This window comes from bacterium (assembly GCA_021372615.1).
Taxonomy (GTDB): domain Bacteria; phylum Armatimonadota; class Zipacnadia; order Zipacnadales; family UBA11051; genus JAJFUB01.
Genome location: JAJFUB010000018.1, coordinates 1 through 21,438, shown reverse-complemented (window position 1 = coordinate 21,438; position 21,438 = coordinate 1). Strand labels below are relative to the sequence as shown.

The following is a 21,438-nucleotide window of genomic DNA, read 5'->3' as shown; positions in this document are numbered from 1 at the left end:
GGGTAGGTCGTCGTTGCTGCCGTTGCCGTTGCCGTTCCCCCTCCCCTGTGGGGAGGGGGCAGGGGGTGGGCCGCCGTTGCCGTCCTCCGTCCGCGTCCCGGAGGGACGCTTCCCCGTCAGGCGGGGGTTTCAACCCCCGCCCTTGCCCCCCGCCCCTCACCGCCCAGCGCTGACGGCCTGGGCCACAGGCGACGCCACCATCCCGAGCCGCCCCCGGATTTCCTCCGCGCTCAGCACTCCGATCCCGGCATAGATGGCAGCCACCTCGGCCTCCTCGCGCGCCTCGGACAGGTCCATCTCCCTGAACTGGAAGGCCCAGTCCCCGATCCCGAGCTGCTCGCGCACCAGCCGGTTCAACCGGTACTCGATCCGCCGCTGTTCCGGCCGCACGACTTGCTCGCGGAAGGTCTTGTCCTGGTCATTGCTGTTGGCCAGGTTGGCGTTCTCGACCACGGTCACTTTGCTGGGCGGGACGCGGTGCACCAGCAGCACCTCATCCCGGTTGGCCCGACGGTACTCCAGGAACGCCGCATCCTCGCAGCCTCCGACGGTGAGCTTCTCGAGCCTCACGTTGGCGCCGCCGCCGGGCACCTCGAGCACCAGCGTCTTGTGCCCATGCCCTTTGATCTCACTCTCCATGAAGTGCTTGAGTTGCGTCACCACGCCCTCGGACAGCTCGCCCCCTTCGACGATGATCGCCATCCGGGGCACTGCGTTGTGGCTGAAGAAGTCAATGTTGTACTCGCGCGCCGCCTTATCGCCGGCCACTGCGGACACCGCCGGGATGATGTCGGGCACCCCGTAGTACGAGGACTGCGGCGTGTACTTCATGAAGTGCAGCACCTCATTCTGTTCGCCCGCGTCCCCTGTAGGGCGGGGGCTTGTACCCCGCCCACTGTGGTCTGCCAGGGCGGCGCTCGTACCCCGCCCGCTATGATCTGCCAGGCTGGCAGTCGCCCCCCGCCCCCCGTCGCCCCCGTCCTGTGTGCTGTTGTGGGAGCGGTCACCGACCGCGACCGGCTCTCCACCCACATTCCGGAAGACCCGCTTCCTCCCGTCGCGCACCTGCACGAACCCGGATCGGTCGGCCAGCACCCGCACCGTCGTCCCGGGCACGTGGTACATCCCGTCAATCTGCCCCCGGCTGTTGCGGGTCAACTCCAGGTACCCATTCCCGAGGCACTCCACATCGGTCCACACGGCCCGCAGCACCTCGGTGAAGGTCATCTCGGGGTTGGAGTTGTCGAACAGGTGCTGCAGCAGCGCCAGGTTGCCGCTGTCGGCCTCACGCTCGCCCCCGACGGGCACGAACCGGTACCCGAGCCCCACGATGTTGATGGTCTTGGCGTCCACGCACGCCTTGTGGGTCGAGTTCGTCTCATACAGCGCTGCCAGCGCTTCCAGATCATACGGGGGCTCCACCACTTCCCCCCGTGCGTAGGCCTCATGCCAGGGCGAGTCGGGCAACTGCTTGCTCACGCCTCTGCCGTCCGTCCCCACAACCTGCGCCTTCACGAGATCCGACATTGCCTCGCCTCCACCTGTACGGGGTGGGGTCCGTCCCCGGAAGACCGGCTGCATCCGGTCCTCTGGGGGGCTGACCCCGTCAGAGCATCACATCGTCCCACCAGAACCGAACAGAGCGCCTCGCTTCCGAGCCGCCCGTACACCGCCGTCGTCACCGTCGTTGCCGTTCCCCCCTCCCTTCAGGGAGGGGTGGCCCGCAGGGCTGGGGTAGGCCGTCGTTGCCGTTCCCCTCTCCGGAGGCCCGCGCAGCGGGCCGAGGGAGAGGGGTAGGGGTGAGGACGCCGTTGCCGTTGCCGTCCCGGCGTCCCGGAGGGACGCCTCCCCGTCAGGCGGGGGTTTCAACCCCCGCCGTCTGCTCCCCTCTCCCTCTGGGAGAGCGGCCGGGGGTGAGGGTCGGCCTCCTCCTTCACACGATCCTCCCCCTCACATCCGTCCCCCCCCAGGCCTTCACCGCCTCGCTCACCGCCCCGGCCACCGCGTCGGCCACATCCTTGGACCCATGGGCCGGGTGATCCACCTTGGTCCCCTGGATCAGTTCGAGCCGACGGCACTCCTCCAGGAACGGCTTGAAGGGGTACATGCGCAGCCGCCCGTCATTGGCCAGCTCCTTGAGCGTCTCATACGCTCCCAGGTCGCGGTCCACGGACACGGTCACCGCGCGCACGCCGTGTCGGCGCAGGATCTGCAGGCTATCGGCGCTCTGCCATCCGTCGTAGCTCACCTGGCCGATGGGGAACCCTCGCCGGCGCAGAGCGAGCACGATTTCCCGTGGCGTGGCGAGGTTCACTTCACCGCCCGCCGGTGCCGTTAGTTGCAGCATCAGCTCGACCACCGCGACAGGCTGCCCGCCCTCGCTGACTACCTTGGCCATGGCCATGCCGCAGGCGTCCTTCTTGAGGCCCAGGTCTATATGGACATAGCGCGGCACCGCATCATCAGGCCGGAACCAATCCGCCAGCCTCCCCTCCTCCGCAAACGGATGCCGCACCTCCACGCCGTTGCCCTTCCCCTCCCTACCAGGGAGGGGTGTCAGCGCGCAGCGCTGACGGGGTAGGCCGCCGTTGTCGTCAGCCGTTCCCCTCTCCGGAGCCTGCCGTAGCCCGGAGGGCGAAGGCGGGCGAGGGAGAGGGGTAGGGGTGAGGACGCCGTCGCCGTTGACGTTGACGTTCTCGTTGACGTTCCCCCTCCCCCGTGCGGAGGGGGCAGGGGGTGGGACGCCGTTGCCGTCGCCGTCCCGCGCCCCACCGCACGCCGCCTCCAGCGCCCCCATGTCCACAAAGAACGGCTGGTACGCCGCTCCGGGCTGGGCGGCCAGGTCACGGCGCGCTTTCTGCGGGTTGCGCCGGAACTCCCCGGCCAGCTCCACAGGCACCTCCAGGCCGCCCTCGACGCACGTCTCTCCGCTGAAGCCGGGCTTGACTTCCCAGGTGGCCTTGCGCGACGCGAAGACGGTCGGGTTCGTCTCAGCCTCGGCCAGCTTCTGCATGATGAAGTCCTCGCCGTGCCGTGGGGAGGACGCGATTAGCACGAGCCCCCGGCTACCGAACCGCGACTTGATGCGCCGCTGCAGTGCGAGGTACACCTCTTCGGCTGCCTCCTGCCCGCCGCTCTGGGTCTCGACGAAGAAGGCTGCCTCGTCCATGGTCGCACACAGCACATTGAGCCCCAGCGGGAACAGGTCGCTGGAGTTCCCGGGCAGCACCTCCACATGCTTGGGGAAGTGCAGTTCGCGGCGTGTCCGGGTGTCGGCCGGGTACTTGTCGGCGAACCACGGCGACCGCGACACCATGCCGCGGATCTGGCCATAGATCGCCTTCTCGGCCACGCGTGCCGTGGGCCCGACCGTCACGATATGGATCGGGCTCCCCTCGGCCAGGCCGTAGTACTGCTGCGGGTCCCGCAGACACAGCGTGCGGTACACCATGTACAGCAGCGCCAGCGAGCACAGGAACGACTTCCCCGATCCAATCCCCCAGCACAGCGCTGCTTCCTCATACTTCCCGTGGAAGATGCGGCTCAGCGTATCAAGGATGCGGGGGTACACTTCGTCGCCGAGCCCCAGGTACTGCCGCTCCTGCGTGAACCTCCGCACCCCGACCGGCCACTCGTCATAGACCCTCCGGTGCCGCCCCCCATGTTCAGCTCTGGTGCGCGCTTCATCCACATGCTCCATCACAGGTCCCCGGCGTGTGTGTTGATTCGTCTCTCCATAATCGCAGGTACAGCAAAACCCCAGAACTAGCATTTGTGAACGAAGTTTCACAAAGAATCCTCCACCTCCCTGACTGCCGTCCGCCGTTGCCGTTCCCCTCTCCTGCGGGGAGGGGGCAGGCGGCGGGTGCCGTCTGCCGTTCCCCCTCCCCGTGAGACGCGCAGCGTCTCCGGAGGGGGCAGGGGGTGGGTCGCCGTTGGCCTTCCCCCCCTCCCCCGCGGGGAGGGGGCCAGGGGGTGGGCCGCCGTTGCCCCGCCCGCCCCCTCGGGAAACGAAAGCGCCGGAGGATCTCTCCTCCGGCGCTGCGTGTCCTGTCTCTCTGTCTACTTACGGCTCGATCTCCATGCTCAGCAGGCAGTCCCCGGACGCCTTGCACACGACCGTCTGCTTCAGCCACTTGGCGTGACCATCCACGAAGGCGTAGTTGGCGCCGTCGTTGTGTCGCCGCAGCGACGCAATGTTGAGGGTCACATGCTCGTTCGCGTTCGGCATGATCTCGGCCTCGCTGCCGTTGCCCTCTACCAGGAAGATGCACGAAGAGGCGTCCTCGACCGAGCCCAGGGCCTGGGCCTCTGGCGGGGTTGGCGAGCCCGAGTCCTGGTGCGCGTCATTGATGGCGTAGCCGCCGACCTGCCCCTTGTCATTGATGCGGCCGTCGAACAGGCCATACGTCCCGGGCGAGGGCCGGTAGCTGGGGCACTGGAAGAGTTGGGCATTCTTGCAGTACGGCATGATCACGCCGCGCCAGCTCGCGTCAATCCCTACCTCGTTGCCGTCCCCGTTGCTGTTGATGTCGTAGTCCTCCGTTGGCATCAGTTCATCGTAGTCCTGAGTATACATCGCGCACGCCATGCCGAGCTGCTTGATGTTCGACACGCATGCCGTCTGCCGCGCCTTCTCCCGCGCCCGCGCGAACACTGGGAAGAGGATGGACGCCAGGATTGCGATGATAGCTATGACCACCAGCAACTCAATCAGTGTGAACCCACGCCTGCTCATGGCAACTCCTCCTTGGATGGTGGGGGGCGTACCCCTCACTGGACCGGTCGTCTGGTTCACTGCTATTGCAGCCTTTCGCTATCCTCATCCGCTTTTCCTGCTCCCGCACACACAAAGGGGGGCGCGCCACTCGCGTAGCGCGCCCCCTCACCCAATCCTCGCCGTTGCTCTGATACCTGACCCCTGACCCCTGAACCCTGGTTTCTACTCCTGCACCGCCTCCCGCGTCCGCGGCGTATACTCCGTGTGCAGCAGGTGGTGCGACTTGTGGCTCAGCGGCTCACCCAGGAACTTCTCATAGATCGCCTTGATGGACGGGTTCTCGTGCGAGCGCCGGATGGGCAGGTCACGGTCCGCCTGGTAGATCGCCGCCGCCCGTTGCTTCCGGATCTCCGGGGACGTGGGGATCGGCTGCCCGCCCCCGCCCAGGCACCCGCCCGGGCAGCACATGATCTCGATGAAGTGGTAGTCCGCTTCACCCGCCACGATCTTGTCGAGCACCTGCGCCGCGTTGGACAGCCCGTGCGCCACTGCCGCCTTCACCGGCAGGTCGCCGACCATCACCGTCGCCTCGCGGACGCCCTCCATCCCGCGCACCGCCTCGATGTTGACATCCTCCAGCTTCTCGCCGGTGAGCACCTCGTACGCCGTACGCAGCGCCGCCTCCATCACGCCCCCGGTCGCCCCGAAGATCACCGCCGCCCCGGTGGACTCGCCCAGCGGGTCGTCGTAGTCGCTCTCCGGCAGCGCCGCGAACTCGATGCCCTTCTCCTTGATCATTTGCGCCAACTCGCGGGTGGTCAGCACATAGTCCACGTCCTGGTAGCCCGAGTCGCACATCTCCGGTCGGGCGGCCTCGAACTTCTTGGCCACACATGGCATGATGGACACGACCTTCATCTTCGCCGCGTCCACACCCGCCTGCTCGGCGAAATACGTCTTGGCCAGGGCGCCGAACATCTGCTGCGGCGACTTGCAGCTCGACACGTTCGGCAGCAGTTCCGGGTAGAAGTGCTCGATGAACTTGATCCAGCCCGGGCTGCACGAGGTGAGCTGCGGCAGCACCCCGCCCTCCTTCACCCGCTTGATCAGCTCGAAGCCTTCTTCCATAATGGTCAGATCGGCCGTGAAGTCCGTGTCGAACACTCGGTCAAACCCGAGCAGCCGCAGCGCCGAGGTCATCTTCCCGGTCACGATCTCGCCCACCGGCATCCCCAGCGCCTCGCCCAGCGCGATGCGCACGGCCGGCGCCGTCTGCACCACGGTGAACGTGGTCGGGTCTTCCAGCGCCGCCCAGACCTCGGGGATCTGCGTCTTCTCTGTCAGCGCCCCGGTCGGGCACCGGTTGATGCACTGCCCGCAGTTCACGCACAGCGCGTGGCCCAGCGGCGTATCGAACGGCGCCCCGACCACGCTATCATACCCGCGGCCCTTGATGCGCAGCCCCGACACGCCCTGGATCTGGTCGCACGTCTGCAGGCACCGCCGGCACAGGATGCACTTGTCCGGGTCGCGCACCACGGCCAGACTCGAGTCATCCACCGCGTGGCCTGGCGCCGGCGCCTTCACTCGCACCTCGCGAATCCCCAACTCCTCCGCCAGCGACTGTAGTTCGCAGTTCTTGTTGCGCGCGCACGCCGTGCAGTCCGACGGGTGGTCCGACAGCAGCAGCTCCACCACCGTACGCCGCGCCTGCCGCACCGTCGGCGAGTGGGTCTGAATGACCATCCCCTCCCGCACCGGGTACGTGCACGAGGGCTGCAGTGCGCGCTCGCCCTCGATCTCGACCAGGCACACCCGGCACGCCCCCATCGGCGGCAGGTCCGGGTGGTGGCACAGCGTCGGGATCTTCAGCCCGGCGCCCTTGGCTGCCTGCAACACGGTCATCCCGGGCTCTGCCTGCACGGCCTGACCGTTGATCGTTATGCTCAATCCTGACATGGATCAGTCTCCTTTGCCTTTCTCCCCGCCGGCGCTCGGCTGAGGTGCCGCAGTGGGCGGGGCCGTTCCACGTCGCTCCCCCCTCTCCTGAGCGCTCAGCCGTATCGAGCGCGAAGGAGAGGGGCCGGGGGTGAGGCAGATGTCGGTCACCGACCGCGACCGTCGCGCCCCACTTGCCACCTACTCCTCCTCCACCATCACGAAGTCGCAGTGCAGGCACCGCGACGCCTCTCGGCACGCCACCGGCATCGAGTACCCCAGCTCCACCTCGCAGAACCCTGAGCGCCGGTAGGCATCCGACACACGCTGCGGCTCCGCCGCGGGCTCCTCCTCCGTCGCCTCCTCCAGCGCCGCCATCGCCTCGGCCATCACCTTCGTCTTGGCTCGCCGCTTCGGCTCCGGCAGCGGCTCGCCGGACAGGAAGCTGTGGATGGCCCGGGCCGCCTTGTGCCCGTCCGCGATCGCGTCCACGACGGTCATCGGCCCGTCGGTCGCGTCGCCCGCCGCGAACACGTGCGGCAGGTTGGTCACCAGGGTCCGCGGGTCGGCGCACAGCTTCCCGCGCGACGCCTCCACGCACAGGCAGTCGGTGGTGATCTTCTGGCCGATGGCCGGGATGATCGTGTCCACCTCCAGCGCGAAGTCCGCGCCCTCTACGGGCTCGGGCCGCCGCCGGCCACTGCGGTCGAAGTCGCCCAGCCGCATCTGCTGGCACACCATCCCGACCACCTTGCCGTCCTCGACCGTGACCTCCTTGGGCGCTGCCAGGAAGTGGAACTGCACTCCCTCATGCCGCGCCTCGGCGATCTCGGCCGCATGGGCCGGCATCTCCTCCTCGGTCCGCCGGTACACCAGGTGCACTTCGTCGGCCCCCAACCGCAGCGCCGACCGCGCCGAGTCGATGGCCGTGTCTCCGCCCCCGATCACCGCCACCCGCTTGCCGATCGCCGGCGGGCGTTGCAGGTTCACGTCCCGCAGGAACTTGACTGCGTCCATGACGCCCTCAGCCTCGCTGCCGGGCGCCTCCAGGGGCATGCCCTCCTGGCATCCGACCGCCAGCAGGATCGCCCCGTATCCGTCGTCAGATAGGCTCTGCAGCGTGATGTCCCGTCCGAAGCTCACCCCGGTCTTCAGCTCCACGCCCAGGTTCACGATCTCCTGGATCTCCTGCTGCAGCACATCCTGGGGCAGGCGGTATTCGGGGATTCCGAGCATCATCATCCCGCCCGGCAGCGCCTCCTTCTCGAACACCGTCACCTCGTACCCCTTGCGCACCAGGTCCGCCGCCGCCGTCAGCCCCGCCGGGCCTCCTCCCACGATGGCCACCCGCTGGTGCCGCTGCGGCTCCAGGGGCGGCTGCCACGGCCGCGTGTGGTGGTCCGCCGCTGCCCGCTTCAGCAGCCGGATGGCCACCGGGTCATCCAGTTGCCCCCGCCGGCACTGCAGCTCGCAGTACGCCGTGCACACCCGCCCGCACACCGACGGGAAGGGGTTCGTGTCGCGGATCACGTCGTAGGCCTCGTCGAAGCGCCCCTCGGCGATCAGCGCCACGTACGCCGGCACATCCACCCCGGCCGGGCAGGCGTGTTCGCACGGCGCCTTCATCATCTCGGTGCACACTCCCGCGCGGCAGTGCTTGTCGCGGATGTGCTCCTCATACTCATCGCGGAAGTACCGGATGGTGCTCAGCACCGGGTTCGGCGCTGTCTGCCCCAGGCCGCACAGGCTGGTCAGCTTGATCTGCTCGCCCAGCTCGATGAGCAGCTCGATGTCGCCTTCCCGCCCCTGCCCGGCGCAGATGCGCTCGAGAATCTCCAGCATCCGCTTGGTCCCGATGCGGCACGGCGGGCACTTGCCGCACGATTCGTCCTGCACGAACTCCAGGAAGAACCGCGCCAGGTCCACCATGCACGTCGTGTCATCCATCACGATCAGGCCGCCGGAGCCCATGATCGAGCCCAGCTCCTTGAGGCTCTCGTAATCCACCGGCGTGTTCAGGTGCTCCTTGGGGATGCACCCGCCCGACGGCCCGCCCGACTGCGCCGCCTTGAACTTCCGCCCGTTGCGGATGCCGCCGCCGATCTCGTAGATGATCGTGCCCAGCGGCGTGCCCATGGGCACCTCCACCAGGCCCGTGTTGTTCACATGCCCGGCCAGCGCGAACACCTTCGTCCCCTTGCTCTTCTCGGTGCCGATGCTCGCCAGCCACTGCCCGCCGTGGAGGATGATCGGCGCGATGTTCGCGTACGTCTCCACGTTGTTGAGCAGCGTGGGCTTGTTGTAGAGGCCCTTCTGGGCGGGGAAGGGGGGACGGGGCCGCGGCTCGCCGCGCCGGCCCTCGATGGAGGCCATCAGCGCCGTCTCCTCGCCGCACACGAACGCCCCGGCGCCCATGCGCATCTCGATGTCGAAGCTGTGCTCCGACCCGAAGACGTTCTGCCCCAGCAGGCCCAACTGCCGCGCCTGTTCCAGCGCCATGCCCAGCCGCGCGATGGCCAGCGGGTACTCCGCCCGCACGTACACATAGCCCTTGTTCGCCCCGATGGCGTAGCCCGCGATGGTCATCGCCTCGATGACGCTGTGCGGGTCGCCCTCCAGCACGCTCCGGTCCATGAACGCGCCCGGGTCGCCCTCGTCCGCATTGCACACCACGTACTTGGGCGTCTCTGCGCTCTTGGCGGTCAGCTCCCACTTCAGCCCCGTCGGGAAGCCGCCGCCCCCGCGCCCGCGCAGGCCCGACTGCTTGACCTCCTCGATGACCTGCTGCGGCGTCATCTCGGTCAGCGCCTTGGCCAGCGCCTCGTAGCCGTCGCGCGCGATGTATTCCTCGATGTTCCCCGGGTCAATCTCGCCGCAGTTGCGCAGCACGACCTTCTGCTGTAGCGAGAAGAAGGGGATCTCGTCCATGCTTAGCGCCGGCTTGTACTCCTCGGTCGGCATGTACATCAGCCGCTCCACCGGTCGCCCCTTCAGCAGGTGCTCCTCGACGAGCACCGCGCAGTCGTCCGGCGTCAGCTTCTGATAGAAGACGCCCTCGGGATACACCACGGCCACCGGCCCCAGGTCGCACGATCCCATGCAGCCCGTGCGGATGACCTTGATCTCTCCGCTCAGGCCGCTCTCGACAATCGCCTGTTCCAGCGCGTCCGCCACGGCTTGTGACCCCGACGAGACGCAACCGGCCCCGGCGCACACCAGCACATGTGATCTAAACGCAGGCATCTGTATCCTCCTGATTGCCGATCCCAAAGCCCCAAAGCCCAATCCCCAATGCCTAACCCCCACCTCACTCGTACTTGTTCAGAATGTCCGTGACCTTCGTCGGCTTGACCCGCTCGTAGATGTCCTCGCCGACCGTCATCACCGGTGACAGCCCGCACGCCCCGACGCAGCGCACCACGTCCAGGCTGTAGCGCATGTCCTCGGAGGTCTCGCCCACGCCGCACCCGCAGTGCTTCGCCACCGCCTCCAGCACCCGCTTGCCGCCGCGCACATAGCAGGCCGTGCCCTGGCAGACCTTGATGCTGTGCCGCCCGCGCGGCACGGTCGTGAAGAAGCTGTAGAAGGTGATGACCCCTTCCACGGCCCCCACGGCCAGCCCCAGCTTCCCGGCCACATACTCCTGCACCGCCTGGGGTAGGTAGCCCAGCTCCTCCTGCACCCCGTGCAGCACCTCGATCAGGCTGTCCGGGGTGCTCCCCTTGCGGGCGATGATCTCGTCAATCTTGCCGAAGGTCTCGCAACAGATGTTCTCGGCCGCAGCCATCTAACCCGCCTCCGTTCCGGTCGCGATGGCATACTCCGATACCACCTGACCATTCACGATCTGCTCGGCCACGATCCGCCGCATGATCTGCGGCGTCACCCGCCCGTAGCTCACCGACGGCATCCCCGGCATGTGCACCTCCACCAGCGGCTCCTGGTCGCACAGCCCCTTGCAGCCTGTCTGGGACACCGTCACCTCGCTCAGGCCCCGCAAGGACAGCTCGTCCAGCAGCGCTCCCAGCACCTCTCGGGCCCCGGCCCCGATCCCGCACGTGCCCATGGCGATAACCACCCGTGCCCCGCCCTGGCTGTCTCGGACAGCCAGGGCCGCTCTGGCTTTCTCACGCAGAGCCTGCAGGTCTTGACGCGTTTTCACCTGGTACTGCCTCCTTCCGATACGGTGCGATGCAAACTGATTGAGATTGTGAAAAAAGTCACAAGTGGCTACACCACCAACCGTAGCGACTGCTCCCGGCTCGCATACACCCTTCTGCGAGCACGGTCACAGTCGCTGATCCACGACTTTCACGCCTGTTGCCGACCCCACCGCCTGCCGTCTCAAACCGAGTGTAGCGCGGTCAGTCCCTCCTCTACACTCCGCTCAATCCAGCATAGCACCGCCGGGTCATCCACCCTCCCCCCGCCTAGCTCCCGGCGTACTGCCTCGGTATCCAGCACGAACTCCCGGCCCCCCACCACGTGCCGGTACCGCAAGCTCACCCGCTCCCCCTCACATGCCAGCGCCTGGATCACGCCCCCCATCTTCCCCAGCGGCGGCCGATCCAAATGCGACAGGCGCATCCGCCCGCGCACCGTAGTTCCGACCCCTGGCGCCGACTCCACCTCGAGCCCCCCCTCGCTCCGCTCGCAGGCTTCCTTCAACAACGAGAGACCCAATCCCTGCTTCCTCGTCGTGCGAGTTGAAAAAAAAGGATCGGTCGCTCGCCGCAGGGCTTCCGCGTCCATCCCCCGCCCATTGTCCCGCACGCGGAATGTCAACTCATCGGCCGCCGGCTCCTCACACACCTCGAGCTCCAGCGCCGTCGCCCCGGCCTCGATCGAGTTCCGCGCGATATCCAACAGGTGCAGGGCCAGCTCACGCATCCTCGCTCACCCGCACCGCCTCCGCCAGTTCCCCTACCCACTGCCGCAGGCCGTAGGAGCGCCGGCTTCCAGCCGGCAAGCCGTTGTCGCTGCCGTTGCCTTTGCCGTTGCCGTTCCCCTCTCCGGAGCGCGCAGCCTCACCGCGCGCGAGGGAGAGGGGTAGGGGTGAGGAGCCGTCGCCTTTGCCTCCCCCCTCCACCACCGTGCTCCCCTGCCCGATCTCCTCCAGCACATGCGCATCCGAGCTACGGATCAGCGGCCACGCCTCCAGTTCCGGCCACCGCCGCCGCGCCTCCGCCGGCGTCATGCGCCACGACACTTCCAGTAGGTCCACCTGCAGCTTCGGCGGCACGAACCCCAGCGTCGGCAGGAGCCCGTTCGCATTCCGGTCCACGTGAGCAGCGATGCTCAGCCCCCCATGATCGGCGATCATGGCCACCAGCCGCTCCAGCCCCAGGTCCACCGCCGTGATGAGCAGCCGCTGCTCCTCCCCGATCACTTCGCCCCACTCATCTAGCAGTAGTTGCGGCCCCAGCACCTCCGGCCGGTTCAACCCGCCGGGCAGATGTTGCGCCACCAGCCCGTCGAAATCCTCCAACGCCTCGCGACCATCGAACAGCGCCAGCAGGTGCACGCCCTCACTGCTCTCGATCTCCAGGCCCGCCAGCACCTGCACCTCAAACGCCGCCGCCGCCGTCAGAAACGCCCACCCGTTCCGCCCCGTTGAGTGGTCCACGATCCCCACCACGTCCAGCCCCCGCCGCTCCGCTGTCAGCAGCACCGCTGGTGGCCGCATCGCCTCGTCAGCGCACGGTGACAGCGCCGAATGGATATGCAGGTCTAGGGAGGTGTTGGGCATTAGGGATTGGGCATTGGGTACTGGGCATTGGTGAAGGCCGGGCATGTAGGGCAACACTCAGGCGGCGGGTGCCGCCGAGACCGCTTGCGGTCTCACGTGTGCGGCGGGCCCCGCCGCCGGGGGTGAGGCAGATCCGAGCCGTTGCCTCCGCCGTCCCCAATCCCCAATGCCCAATCCCCAACCCCCGCCCCTCACCTCACTCCCATCTCATACAACTGCCCCGCCAGCGTGTACGCCTTCTCCCGCGACAGCAGCAGCGCAATGCCCTCCTCCTCGGCCCGCATGATCGTCTCTTCCTCGGGCGCGAAACCGCCGGCCACGATCACCGCCGCCAGCTTGGCCAGCGCCGCCACGGCGATGATGTTGGCGTGGGTCTGGATCGTGATCCAGACTTGCCCCGCGCGTCCCTGGGCCATGACGTGGCTCAGCAGGTCGCACACCTGCGCGCCGGTGACTTCGGTCTCGGTATTGTCGGCGCCCCCCGCCGCCTGCAGGCCCAGCCGCTCGATCACTGCGGACACGGTCACGCTCACGGGTTCGCCCTCATTTCAAACACCAGGCGCATCTTCACGCCCTGCCCTGGCTCGCTCTCGATCTCCATCGCGTCCGCCTGCGCCTTGATGTTCGGCAGCCCCATGCCCGCGCCGAACCCGAGTGCCCGGGCCTCTTCGGAGGCCGACGACCACCCCGGCGTCATCGCCAACGCCACGTCCTCGATCCCCGGCCCCTGGTCCAGGATCTGCAGCACCACGCGGTCGGGGAACAGGTCCACGGCCACATACCCCGAACGCGCGTGCAGCACCACGTTCATCTCCGCCTCATAGCACGCCACGCACACCCGCTGCACGGTCTCCTCGCCGACCCCGTGCCGGACCAGCGCCTGCTTGACTGAGGTCGAGGCCCGGCCGCCCAGGAAGTACGCGCGGCCCAGGATCGGGAACTCGTAGTGCGCCACAGGCTGCGTATCCTCACTCACCGCGGCTCGGGAACGGGGCGGGCACACCCGCGACGGGCGCCCCGACCCCTGATCCCTACTCCCTGCCTTTCCGGTATGGTCGCAGCCCTGCCTGCAGGAGTAGGCCGCACGCCTCGTACTTGGACAGGTGGGTGCGGAACAGCGGCATCTCCTGCTCCCGCGCCGCCTCGACCATGTCGCTCCCCACCTCCTTGCCCTCAATGACAACGACCGCGATCAAGTGCTTGATCGCGGCCGTGCGCACTGCTTGGTCAGTTGTGAGGCCTGTCACCAGGACGGAATCTGGCTGCGCGAAGGCCAGCACGTCGCTCATGAGGTCAGCCGCGAAGCAGCCGTCCACCTCCGCCCCGTCACGCGACGGAGCGACGACCGTCTCGGCCTTCAGAACCTCTACCGTCTTCTCGAGGTTCACAGCCTCCTCCGTAGCCTGGGAGTGCCGACCTCTTGCGAGGTTGGACCCGCTGCAGCTCCTCGCCGAGCCGTCTGCCGTGCGCCGTTGTCGTTCCTGACTCCTGCCCTCTGATCCCTGACCCCTGCCGTCACGCCCACGTCATCGCGGTCGGCGCCTCGAAGATCAGCGCGTCCTTCAGGAACGCGATGGCCTTCAGGAAGCCCTCGTTCGACGACATCAGGCTGTCCTCGTGCTCGATGGACAACACGCCGTCGTAGCCGACCATGCGCAACGTGGAGATCATGTCCTTCCACACGCCGGCATCGTGCCCGTAGCCGACCGTGCGGAAGATCCACCCGCGGTTGATCTCATCGCCATAGGGCTTGGTGTCCAGCACGCCGTTGACCCGCGCGTTCCACTCGTACACCAGCGAGTCCTTGGCATGCACATGCTGGAAGTACGAGCGGGCGCCCTTGCCCTTCTCGCCCAGCCACCGGATCGCGTCCGACGGGTTGATTCCCTGCCAGAACAGGTGGCTCGGGTCGAAGTTCGCGCAGATCCGGTCGCTGCCGGCTGCCTCGCGCAGCTTCACGAGCGTCTCGGGGTTGTACACCAGGAAGTTCGGGTGCATCTCGATGCAGAAGCACACGTCGTTCTTCTCCAGCAGCTTCGCCTCGTTCGCCCAGTACTTCGCGGCCAAGTCCCACTGGTACGTCAGGGCGTTCAAGTGGTCTTCCGGCCACGGCGCCACGACCCAGTTGGGCACCTTGTCCTCGGCGCAGCCCCCGGGCAGGCCCGAGAAGCCGTTGACGCACTTGCACCCGATGCTCCCGGCCAGCTTGACCGTCTCGCGGAACGCCTTGCGGTGCTCGCGCTGGATCTTCTGGCTCGGGTGCAGCGGGTTGCCATGCACGCTCAGCGCCGACAGCACCAGCCCGCGGCTCTCGATGGCCTTGACGAAGGCCTTGAGCGCCTTGGGGTCGGCATTGAGCTTGACCGGGTCGCAGTGCGCGTTACCCGGATACGCCCCCGAGCCGATCTCAATGGCCTGCAGTCCGGCCCCGGCAAAGAAGTCCAGTACTTCCTCGAGCGGCTGGGCACTCCATGCGGCTGAAAGCGAACCAATCTTCATCTCACAAGCCTCCCTCTCAGAGGAGCGTTAGTTGCTGGCATCTGGCATCGTGGGAGCGGTCACCGACCGCGACCGCCGTACGGAGCGGGATCCTGTGGGAGCGGTCACCGACCGCGACCGCCGTACCCCGCCTCCCGCCTCTACTTCGGCACCTTCACCCACGCGTCCTTCTTGCTCGCGTCCTCACACGCCTCCAGCACCGCCTGCGTCTTCAGGCCGTCCTCGAAGTTCGGCGTGACCTGCTTCTTGGCCGCGACCGCCTGCACCAGGTCGAACACCGCGTTCATGAAGGTGTGCTCGTAGCCGATGATGTGCGCGACCGGCCAGTACCGCGGGCCGTTGCCGAAGCTCATGAACGGATGGACATCGGCCGTCGCCTGGATGGTGCGGAAGCCCTGGGCCTTGGCCGGGTCGCCGCAGTTGTAGTACTCCAGCTCATTCATCCGCTCCAGGTTGAACACCAGCGACCCCTTGGAGCCGTTGACCTCGAAGCAGTTGTAGTTCTTGCGCCCGGCCGCGAAGCGCGTGGCCTCGAAGGTGCCCAGCGCCCCGTTCTTGAACCGCGCCAGGGTGATGACGCCGTCATCCACGTCCACGGTGCCCATCTTGGCGCCCTTGTCGGCCTTGCCGCCCAGGCCCGCGTCCACATCGGCCAGTTGCGGCCGCTTCTTGATGAAGGTCTTCATCGTGCAGGCCACGCTGTCAATGTCGCCGACCAGCCAGTTGGCCAGGTCAATGCTGTGGGCCATGAGGTCGCCCAGCGAGCCGGAGCCCGCGATCTTCTTCTGCACCCGCCACATCATGGGCACGTCGGGGCTCATCAGCCAGTCCTGCAGATACAGCGCCCGCCAGTGGTAGATCTCGCCCAGTTCCCCGGCGGCGATCATCTCCTTGGCCAGCGCGATGGCCGGGGCCCGCCGGTAGTTGTGCATGAGCATGTGGGTGACGCCGGCCTTCTTGACGGCCGCCACGGCCTTCCTGGCGTCGGCGAGGTTGGTGGCCAGGGGCTTTTCGCACAGGATGTGCTTCCCGGCGGCCGCGGCCTTGACGATCATCTCGACATGCTGGTTGTTGGGCGGGGTGACATCCACGAGGTCAATGTCATCGCGCGCGAGCAGCTCATCATAGTCATAGACGGACTCGGCCCACCCGAAGCGCTCGCGGACATCATCCACCTTGGCCTTGTTGCGCCCGCACAGGGCGACCATGACGGGTTCGAGCTTGAGTTCGGGGAAGTAGAACTTGACCTGCCGCCAGGCATTCGAATGCGCCCGGCCCATGAAGTTGTACCCGACCAGTGCGACACGAAGCTGCTTTGCCATCGAGGGTGCCCTCCTCGTGTAGTCCCTGCCGTCACGACGCTCGGATTGAGCTGTGCCATCAGCCGTCGCCTATCCTGCTACGGCATATTGGCCTCACACGGCACCTTCTCCTTCTCCGGCGCCATACCCTTCTTCCCCGCTCGTGTGCCGGAGCCCCCCACAAAACATCGAACCGCAGCCTTCCTGCTGCGGTTCGGTGTCTTCGCCCTGATACGGTGCCGATAGCTGCTCAGAGCGCCGCCACCATGTCCGCGATGAGCCTCTCTTGGGGGATGGCCCCAACGCGCCGCATCATGAGATAGGCTGTGCGCCGCTCCAGAGGCAATCTGGCCTTCACGTTGTCCTCCGGGTAGTTCGCAAAGAGGTTGTACTTGCAGCCAAAGCGCTCGAGGGCATCGCGCAGTGCTTTGGGCTCATTCTCGGCCATCAGTGACTGCAGTTCCTCGCGCTTGGGCTCCGCCACTGACGCCACGATCGTCCACCTGAGCAGCTCAGCAGCCGTGACCTGGACGTCCTGTCCGCTCATGAAACCCGGCACTTCCGCTGGCGCTATCACCATCTGCTCTGCCAGGTACGTCACGGCGTCCTCATATGTACTCCCCGCCAGCTTCCCCCCAAAGCGCCCCACGCAGTGCCGTGCCAACGCTTTGGCGACATCCAGTCGGGTAGTGAGTTGCTGCACCGGGAGGTCCTCCGCCAGGATGTCACTACGCCCAACGGTCCTCAAGTTGCGGAACTTCTCGGCCGGGACTCGCTGGATCATCCAGATCATTTCGTATCGAGGGTTCTGCGTCACCGGGAAACTGAGGAGCACCAACTCATCGGCGTCCTGCGGGGAGATGGACAGCAGATATGCCTCATACACGTTGTCGCCGATCTCACCCCGGAGCGTCGGATCGTCCGGTATCTCAAGCATGGTGTAGCTGGGCGGCATGACAAGGGCCCCGTAGTTCTGGGGCAGCAGGATCAGGGACAGAACCAGCATGACCAGTACCGGCATCTCAAAGACCACGTCACACAGGTGATAGGTCCAGTTCCTGGCATTGGGTGCTGGCTGTCCAACGAGGCCCTTCCGCCATCGGCGTGCTCCCACCAAGGCGCCCAGGAGAAGGACATTGGCCAGGACCAGGTCACCATAGTGCCTTCCGAGAAGGTCGCCGCCGCACAGAGTCACCTGCTTGCCACTCCCCTCTGGGGGCTCCTGGGCGGCGGTCTCAGAAGCTGGCGGTGACCCGCCAGCGACGACGGGCGCTGGGGTAGCCGGTACGCCGCCACTGGTGGCGTCAACCTGTGCTCCTGGCTCCGTCGCTGCCCCGGACGGAACCTCAGTGCGTTCAGCACCTGCGCCCGGCGCGATGGGAAGAAAGGAGGACCGCCGGAACAAGCACCAACGTATCTGCGTTGCGTCGAGGCCCCTCGCCCTCAGCCAGAACGACGGCACCGGCGCGTCCTCATCACCCGGCTTCCCGTATATGCTCATGTAGCAGAGGAGGTCCGAACAGGTCAGAACATGGTCCGTGTCAGGCTGGGCGGAGGTCGCCGTCGGGATTGGCTCACTCAGCGGACGCGCTGACCGCTGCACCAGGGAGGCACTCAGCAGCACCAGAGCCAGCATCAGAGCGAAGTACGGAACACGCGTCGCCCAGGGCGAGTGCAGCACACGGGGACCGGACGAAGATGCGGTATGCACGATGTGGGGAACCACCATCGCGAGCAGCGCGACAGCGAGGCCCAGCAGCACCAGGGGCATCAGCGACCTCAGTGACTCGAGAGCCAGCCAGAGCGAGTCAGTCAGGAAGTTGAAGGCTATCCACGAGTAGCCTCTCGCGGACAATGCAAACGGCGTGACGCCCAACATCTGCAGGTGTGCCTGGTGCGCAAGGAAGCCGGAGCCGGCCGCCAACGTGGCGATGCCTGCGGTGCCTCCAGTCACTACCGCGAGAAAGCGCAACGCAAGCGCCTGCAACTGCGCACCCATGGACGGCACGTCAGGTGGTGGCTCAGCGGGTTCTGTCGGCGGGGTCAACGGGCGTGGGTCAGACGGTGGATTCGACATATGCTCCCCCCTTGGAGAATGTTTGGGAAATAGTATCACGATGACCGATATACTGCAAGAGCAAACACGTCGAAGCATCCAGCCTTTCCGCACATCCGCATGCCCGGGCACAAAGGTCCTCTCTCCTGGCCTGCCGAAGCAGCCCCGCGAGCGGTAGCGCCGTCGCCTTGCCATTCGTCATCCGTCACTCCGCACTCATCACTCCCCCAGGAGCTTCCCATGCGCCTCGGCTTTGCCAAATCAGACCTCACGCCCCGTGTTGGTGTCGAACTCTGTGGCTTCGGCCCGTTCATCAACCGCCACTCAATCGCCGTCCGTGACCGCCTCTGGGCGCGCGCGATGGCCGTGGAGGTGGGGGAGAAGCGGGCCGTTGTCATCAGCAACGACCTGTGCCTGGTCGAGCAGGACACGACCGCTCGCATCCGCGAGCTGATCGGCGAGGCGACCGGCCTGCCGCCCGAGGCGATCATGGTGCACTCCACCCACACCCACAGCGGCCCGAACACCTCGGCGCGGCTGCAGGGCTGGGGCGTGCTGGATGTGCCGTACGTCGAGGTCCTGCCCCAGCGCATCGCCGCCGCCGGGATCGCGGCGTTGGCGAACCTGCAGGAGGCCACGCTATCCCACGCCGAGGTGCCCTGCGAGGGCATGAGCCTGAACCGCGAGTACGACCAGGACGCCCCGCCACTGGAAGATGTCCTCCGCGATGACTGGCGGCCGGCCAAGCCCGAGCTGACCGACACCACCTGCCATGTTCTGGTGGCAGATGCCGTTACCCCTCCCTGCAGGGAGGGGTCGGCGCGTAGCGCCGGGGGTAGGCCGCCGTCGTCGTGCTCCCCCTCCCCCGCGGGGAGGGGGTCGGGGGGTGGGCCGCCGCTAGGCTTCGCCGCCTACTTCGGCTGCCACCCTGTCGTCTGCTGCGCCGCTACGCGCTACATCCACGGCGACTATGCCGGCGTGGCGATGAACCTCCTCGAGCGCGAGCACGCCGGCAGCGTGGGTCTGTTCCTGCAGGGCGCGCAGGGCGATGTGAACTCCTGCGTCGTCCACAAGCCCGAGCAGGAGTCCCTGCTGGCCCTGGACGTCATCGCCGCCCGTTTCGCCCGCGCGGTGCGGGAGGGCCTCCGCCAGGCGCAGCCGCTGGACATCAGCGACATGAGCTATGCGCTCCATGATGTCACCTTCAGTCGCCGCGCCCTCACTCGCGACGACATCGCCGCGCGCCTGGCCGAGCAAGACGCCATCCTGCACGCCCCCGGCGCCTCGGACGAGGACGGCCAAGTCCGCATGGCCGGCGTCTTCGCCCTGGCCTACCGCAAGCTGCTGGCGGCCATGGACCGCGGCGAGAGCCTCCAGCCGCCCACCCAGCTTCAGGGCCTGCGCCTGGGGCCGCTGGCCCTGCTGGGCTCTCCGTTTGAGATGTTCCAGGCCATCAAGAACGACGTGAGGCAGCGGGCGAAGTCGCCGCTGCCTCTGGTGATGGGTCTGACCAACGACGGTCTCGGGTACGCCCCCGACCGCGACTGTGCTGCCCGGGGCGGCTACGCCGCGGAGATGGTCCCCCTCATGATCGGCATGTTGCCGTACGCCAACATCCATGAGGAGCTGGTGACGGCCTTCCTGGCGTTGGAGGCACTGCTGTAGCCGCATGGACCGCGGTCCTCCAGCGCCGTCTCGCGGCATGGACCGCGGGCTTTCCAGCCCGCGCACTGTCGCCACGGTACTGCGCGGCGGCGGGCCACAGCTACTGTCCGGGCAACAGGATTTGTCGCTTGGTCTCGCTCGTGCTCGCCGTCTCCATCGGTGGCGCGGCCAGAACCTCGGCATACTGCGGGGTTGGGTCTGCGTCGCCGCTGCCCGACGGGTACAACGTGATCGTGTCGCGCACCCAGAAGTGCTCGTCGGGGCTGTCGGGGATGACTGCGATCGTCAGGCCGTCCGTCCAGCCGAACTTGCGCACCACGAGCTCGATGCGCCCGCCGCGGGGGGTGGTGTCGTCGCCATAGAGCGCCCAGCGGTCGCTGAACCAGTTGGCCTCAAAGCCCTGCCACGCCGCGGGGAAAGCCTCATCCAGCGCCCAGAACTCGGGGTCGGTGTACAGGTCGTCCCGGTCGCCATCCACGTAGACGCGGGCATCGCCGATGGGGTTGCCGTCCGCATCCTGCACGCGCAGGATCATCGTCAGGCCGATCTCCACCAGGCCGCCGTCGCCGCCGTCGTATACCCCCGACCCGCCGCAGCCTGCCACCAGAACAGACAGGCCGACCAGAACCGCCATGGACACCATGCGCGCGCGAACCTTCATGCCATACACCTCAGATCTCACTATGCCAAGCAATATGTACTACGTACTATAGTATATGTGCCTCTATGTCAAGCATTTCTTCCCGTCCCGACGGTGGCCCCCGTGCTATAATGCTCACAGGTGCAACAGGCGGGGGCCCGGACACCCCGGACGCGCCATGAGGAGTCTCTGACCGTGCCCGACGATGACGACATCCTGGAGATCAGCGCCGAGGATCTGGCCGACGAGCCCCTGCCGCCGGTGCCGCCCGACACCGCCCCGGTGCTGGAGCTCACGCTCGACGACGTCGCCGACGATCCCGCCGCCGGCGCCTTCCCGGCGCTCACGGCCGACCAGCTCCTCGCCGGGCAGAGCAGCATCACGATCCGCACCCTCTGCTCCTCCACCGGCCGTCCCTTCCTGGTCCGCTACGTGGAGGACAAGCCGGGCCTGTTCGTCACCCGCGACGTGACCGTGCCCGACAAGGACGCCGGAGCCGCCGCAAACGCCGCCCTCGCGACCGGCGCCACCTCCGCCTCCACAGGCGCCACCTCCGCCTCCAGTGCCGGCGTCCCGCCGGCCCCGGTCGGCGAGGTCCAGGGCGCCTTCCAGACCGCCAAGGACTACGCCTGTCCCTTCTGCGGCAGCCACGCCATCCTGGTATGCGGCCGCTGCGGCGTGGACTTGTGCGCGGGCCCGGGCGACACAGGCCGCTGCACCTGTCCGAACTGCCAGGCGCAGATCGAGGCGGGCGGCCGCGCCACCAGCGCCACCGGCCTGCTCGGCCTGGGCAAGGGCAAAGGCAAAGGCAATAAGTAGGGCCCATGGTCGCGGTCGGCGAGCGTTCGTAGAACGTTGCCGAGAAGCGGA

Annotated in this window: 17 protein-coding genes and 1 pseudogene; 2 read left to right on the top strand and 16 right to left on the bottom strand. The window is 67.3% G+C overall.

Translation table 11 applies throughout. The features are described from left to right. Positions 1–156: 156 nt before the first annotated feature. The 15 genes and pseudogenes from LLH23_02340 to LLH23_02270 form a co-directional block, all read right to left on the bottom strand. Entirely contained in the window at positions 157–1,527 is a 1,371-nt protein-coding gene (locus tag LLH23_02340; protein MCE5237311.1) for a phage portal protein, read from the bottom strand. A 406-nt stretch (positions 1,528–1,933) separates the two neighbouring features. Further along, positions 1,934–3,619, bottom strand: a complete 1,686-nt coding sequence (locus LLH23_02335; GenBank protein MCE5237310.1) for a hypothetical protein — start codon at positions 3,617–3,619, stop codon at positions 1,934–1,936. Positions 3,620–4,066: 447 nt separating this feature from the next. Then, entirely contained in the window at positions 4,067–4,738 is a 672-nt protein-coding gene (locus LLH23_02330; GenBank protein MCE5237309.1) for a DUF1559 domain-containing protein, read from the bottom strand. Between the two features lie 204 nt (positions 4,739–4,942). Next, positions 4,943–6,679, bottom strand: coding sequence for a [FeFe] hydrogenase, group A (locus LLH23_02325; GenBank protein MCE5237308.1), 1,737 nt, complete (start codon positions 6,677–6,679; stop codon positions 4,943–4,945). 180 nt (positions 6,680–6,859) lie between these two features. Further along, positions 6,860–9,901 carry an NADH-quinone oxidoreductase subunit NuoF gene (gene nuoF / locus LLH23_02320; protein MCE5237307.1) on the bottom strand — a complete coding sequence of 1,014 codons (3,042 nt, stop codon included), beginning with the start codon at positions 9,899–9,901 and terminating at the stop codon, positions 6,860–6,862. A 64-nt stretch (positions 9,902–9,965) separates the two neighbouring features. Beyond that, on the bottom strand, positions 9,966–10,445 hold the full coding sequence (locus LLH23_02315; protein MCE5237306.1) for an NAD(P)H-dependent oxidoreductase subunit E: 480 nt from the start codon (positions 10,443–10,445) through the stop codon (positions 9,966–9,968). Beyond that, positions 10,446–10,820, bottom strand: coding sequence for a (2Fe-2S) ferredoxin domain-containing protein (locus LLH23_02310; GenBank protein ID MCE5237305.1), 375 nt, complete (start codon positions 10,818–10,820; stop codon positions 10,446–10,448). A gap of 182 nt (positions 10,821–11,002) precedes the next feature. After that, entirely contained in the window at positions 11,003–11,548 is a 546-nt protein-coding gene (locus tag LLH23_02305) for an ATP-binding protein (protein ID MCE5237304.1), read from the bottom strand. A 643-nt stretch (positions 11,549–12,191) separates the two neighbouring features. After that, positions 12,192–12,407: pseudogene (locus LLH23_02300) on the bottom strand (PHP domain-containing protein). Positions 12,408–12,598: 191 nt separating this feature from the next. Continuing rightward, positions 12,599–12,940, bottom strand: a complete 342-nt coding sequence (locus LLH23_02295) for a serine kinase (GenBank protein MCE5237303.1) — start codon at positions 12,938–12,940, stop codon at positions 12,599–12,601. Further along, positions 12,937–13,362, bottom strand: coding sequence for an ATP-binding protein (locus tag LLH23_02290; GenBank protein MCE5237302.1), 426 nt, complete (start codon positions 13,360–13,362; stop codon positions 12,937–12,939). The genes LLH23_02295 and LLH23_02290 overlap by 4 nt, the downstream gene beginning before the upstream one ends. 76 nt (positions 13,363–13,438) lie before the next feature. After that, entirely contained in the window at positions 13,439–13,795 is a 357-nt protein-coding gene (locus LLH23_02285; GenBank protein ID MCE5237301.1) for a hypothetical protein, read from the bottom strand. A 127-nt stretch (positions 13,796–13,922) separates the two neighbouring features. Further along, on the bottom strand, positions 13,923–14,906 hold the full coding sequence (locus LLH23_02280) for a sugar phosphate isomerase/epimerase (protein ID MCE5237300.1): 984 nt from the start codon (positions 14,904–14,906) through the stop codon (positions 13,923–13,925). A 140-nt stretch (positions 14,907–15,046) separates the two neighbouring features. Beyond that, a complete protein-coding gene (locus tag LLH23_02275) occupies positions 15,047–16,228 on the bottom strand; it encodes a Gfo/Idh/MocA family oxidoreductase (protein ID MCE5237299.1) in 1,182 nt (393 codons plus the stop codon). 229 nt (positions 16,229–16,457) lie between these two features. Continuing rightward, on the bottom strand, positions 16,458–17,228 hold the full coding sequence (locus LLH23_02270; GenBank protein MCE5237298.1) for a hypothetical protein: 771 nt from the start codon (positions 17,226–17,228) through the stop codon (positions 16,458–16,460). Positions 17,229–18,503: 1,275 nt separating this feature from the next. Between LLH23_02270 and LLH23_02265 the strand changes: the two genes are divergently transcribed. Continuing rightward, on the top strand, positions 18,504–19,928 hold the full coding sequence (locus LLH23_02265; protein MCE5237297.1) for a neutral/alkaline non-lysosomal ceramidase N-terminal domain-containing protein: 1,425 nt from the start codon (positions 18,504–18,506) through the stop codon (positions 19,926–19,928). Positions 19,929–20,028: 100 nt separating this feature from the next. Here LLH23_02265 and LLH23_02260 read toward each other — a convergent pair whose 3' ends face one another. After that, on the bottom strand, positions 20,029–20,589 hold the full coding sequence (locus tag LLH23_02260) for a hypothetical protein (protein MCE5237296.1): 561 nt from the start codon (positions 20,587–20,589) through the stop codon (positions 20,029–20,031). A 174-nt stretch (positions 20,590–20,763) separates the two neighbouring features. On the opposite strand from LLH23_02260, the gene LLH23_02255 reads away from it, so the two are divergent. Beyond that, the gene (locus LLH23_02255) at positions 20,764–21,387 is read left to right on the top strand and encodes a hypothetical protein (GenBank protein MCE5237295.1); all 624 of its coding nucleotides are present in this window, start codon (positions 20,764–20,766) and stop codon (positions 21,385–21,387) included. The last annotated feature ends 51 nt before the right edge of the window (positions 21,388–21,438 follow it).

Coding starts and splice junctions, on each gene's coding strand:
- LLH23_02340 (MCE5237311.1), bottom strand. CDS start 1,527: ATGTCGGATCTCGTGAAGGCGCAGGTTGTGGGGACGGACGGCAGAGGC.
- LLH23_02330 (MCE5237309.1), bottom strand. CDS start 4,738: ATGAGCAGGCGTGGGTTCACACTGATTGAGTTGCTGGTGGTCATAGCT.
- LLH23_02325 (MCE5237308.1), bottom strand. CDS start 6,679: ATGTCAGGATTGAGCATAACGATCAACGGTCAGGCCGTGCAGGCAGAG.
- nuoF (MCE5237307.1), bottom strand. CDS start 9,901: ATGCCTGCGTTTAGATCACATGTGCTGGTGTGCGCCGGGGCCGGTTGC.
- LLH23_02315 (MCE5237306.1), bottom strand. CDS start 10,445: ATGGCTGCGGCCGAGAACATCTGTTGCGAGACCTTCGGCAAGATTGAC.
- LLH23_02305 (MCE5237304.1), bottom strand. CDS start 11,548: ATGCGTGAGCTGGCCCTGCACCTGTTGGATATCGCGCGGAACTCGATC.
- LLH23_02280 (MCE5237300.1), bottom strand. CDS start 14,906: ATGAAGATTGGTTCGCTTTCAGCCGCATGGAGTGCCCAGCCGCTCGAG.
- LLH23_02275 (MCE5237299.1), bottom strand. CDS start 16,228: ATGGCAAAGCAGCTTCGTGTCGCACTGGTCGGGTACAACTTCATGGGC.
- LLH23_02270 (MCE5237298.1), bottom strand. CDS start 17,228: ATGCCGGTACTGGTCATGCTGGTTCTGTCCCTGATCCTGCTGCCCCAG.
- LLH23_02265 (MCE5237297.1), top strand. CDS start 18,504: ATGCGCCTCGGCTTTGCCAAATCAGACCTCACGCCCCGTGTTGGTGTC.
- LLH23_02260 (MCE5237296.1), bottom strand. CDS start 20,589: ATGAAGGTTCGCGCGCGCATGGTGTCCATGGCGGTTCTGGTCGGCCTG.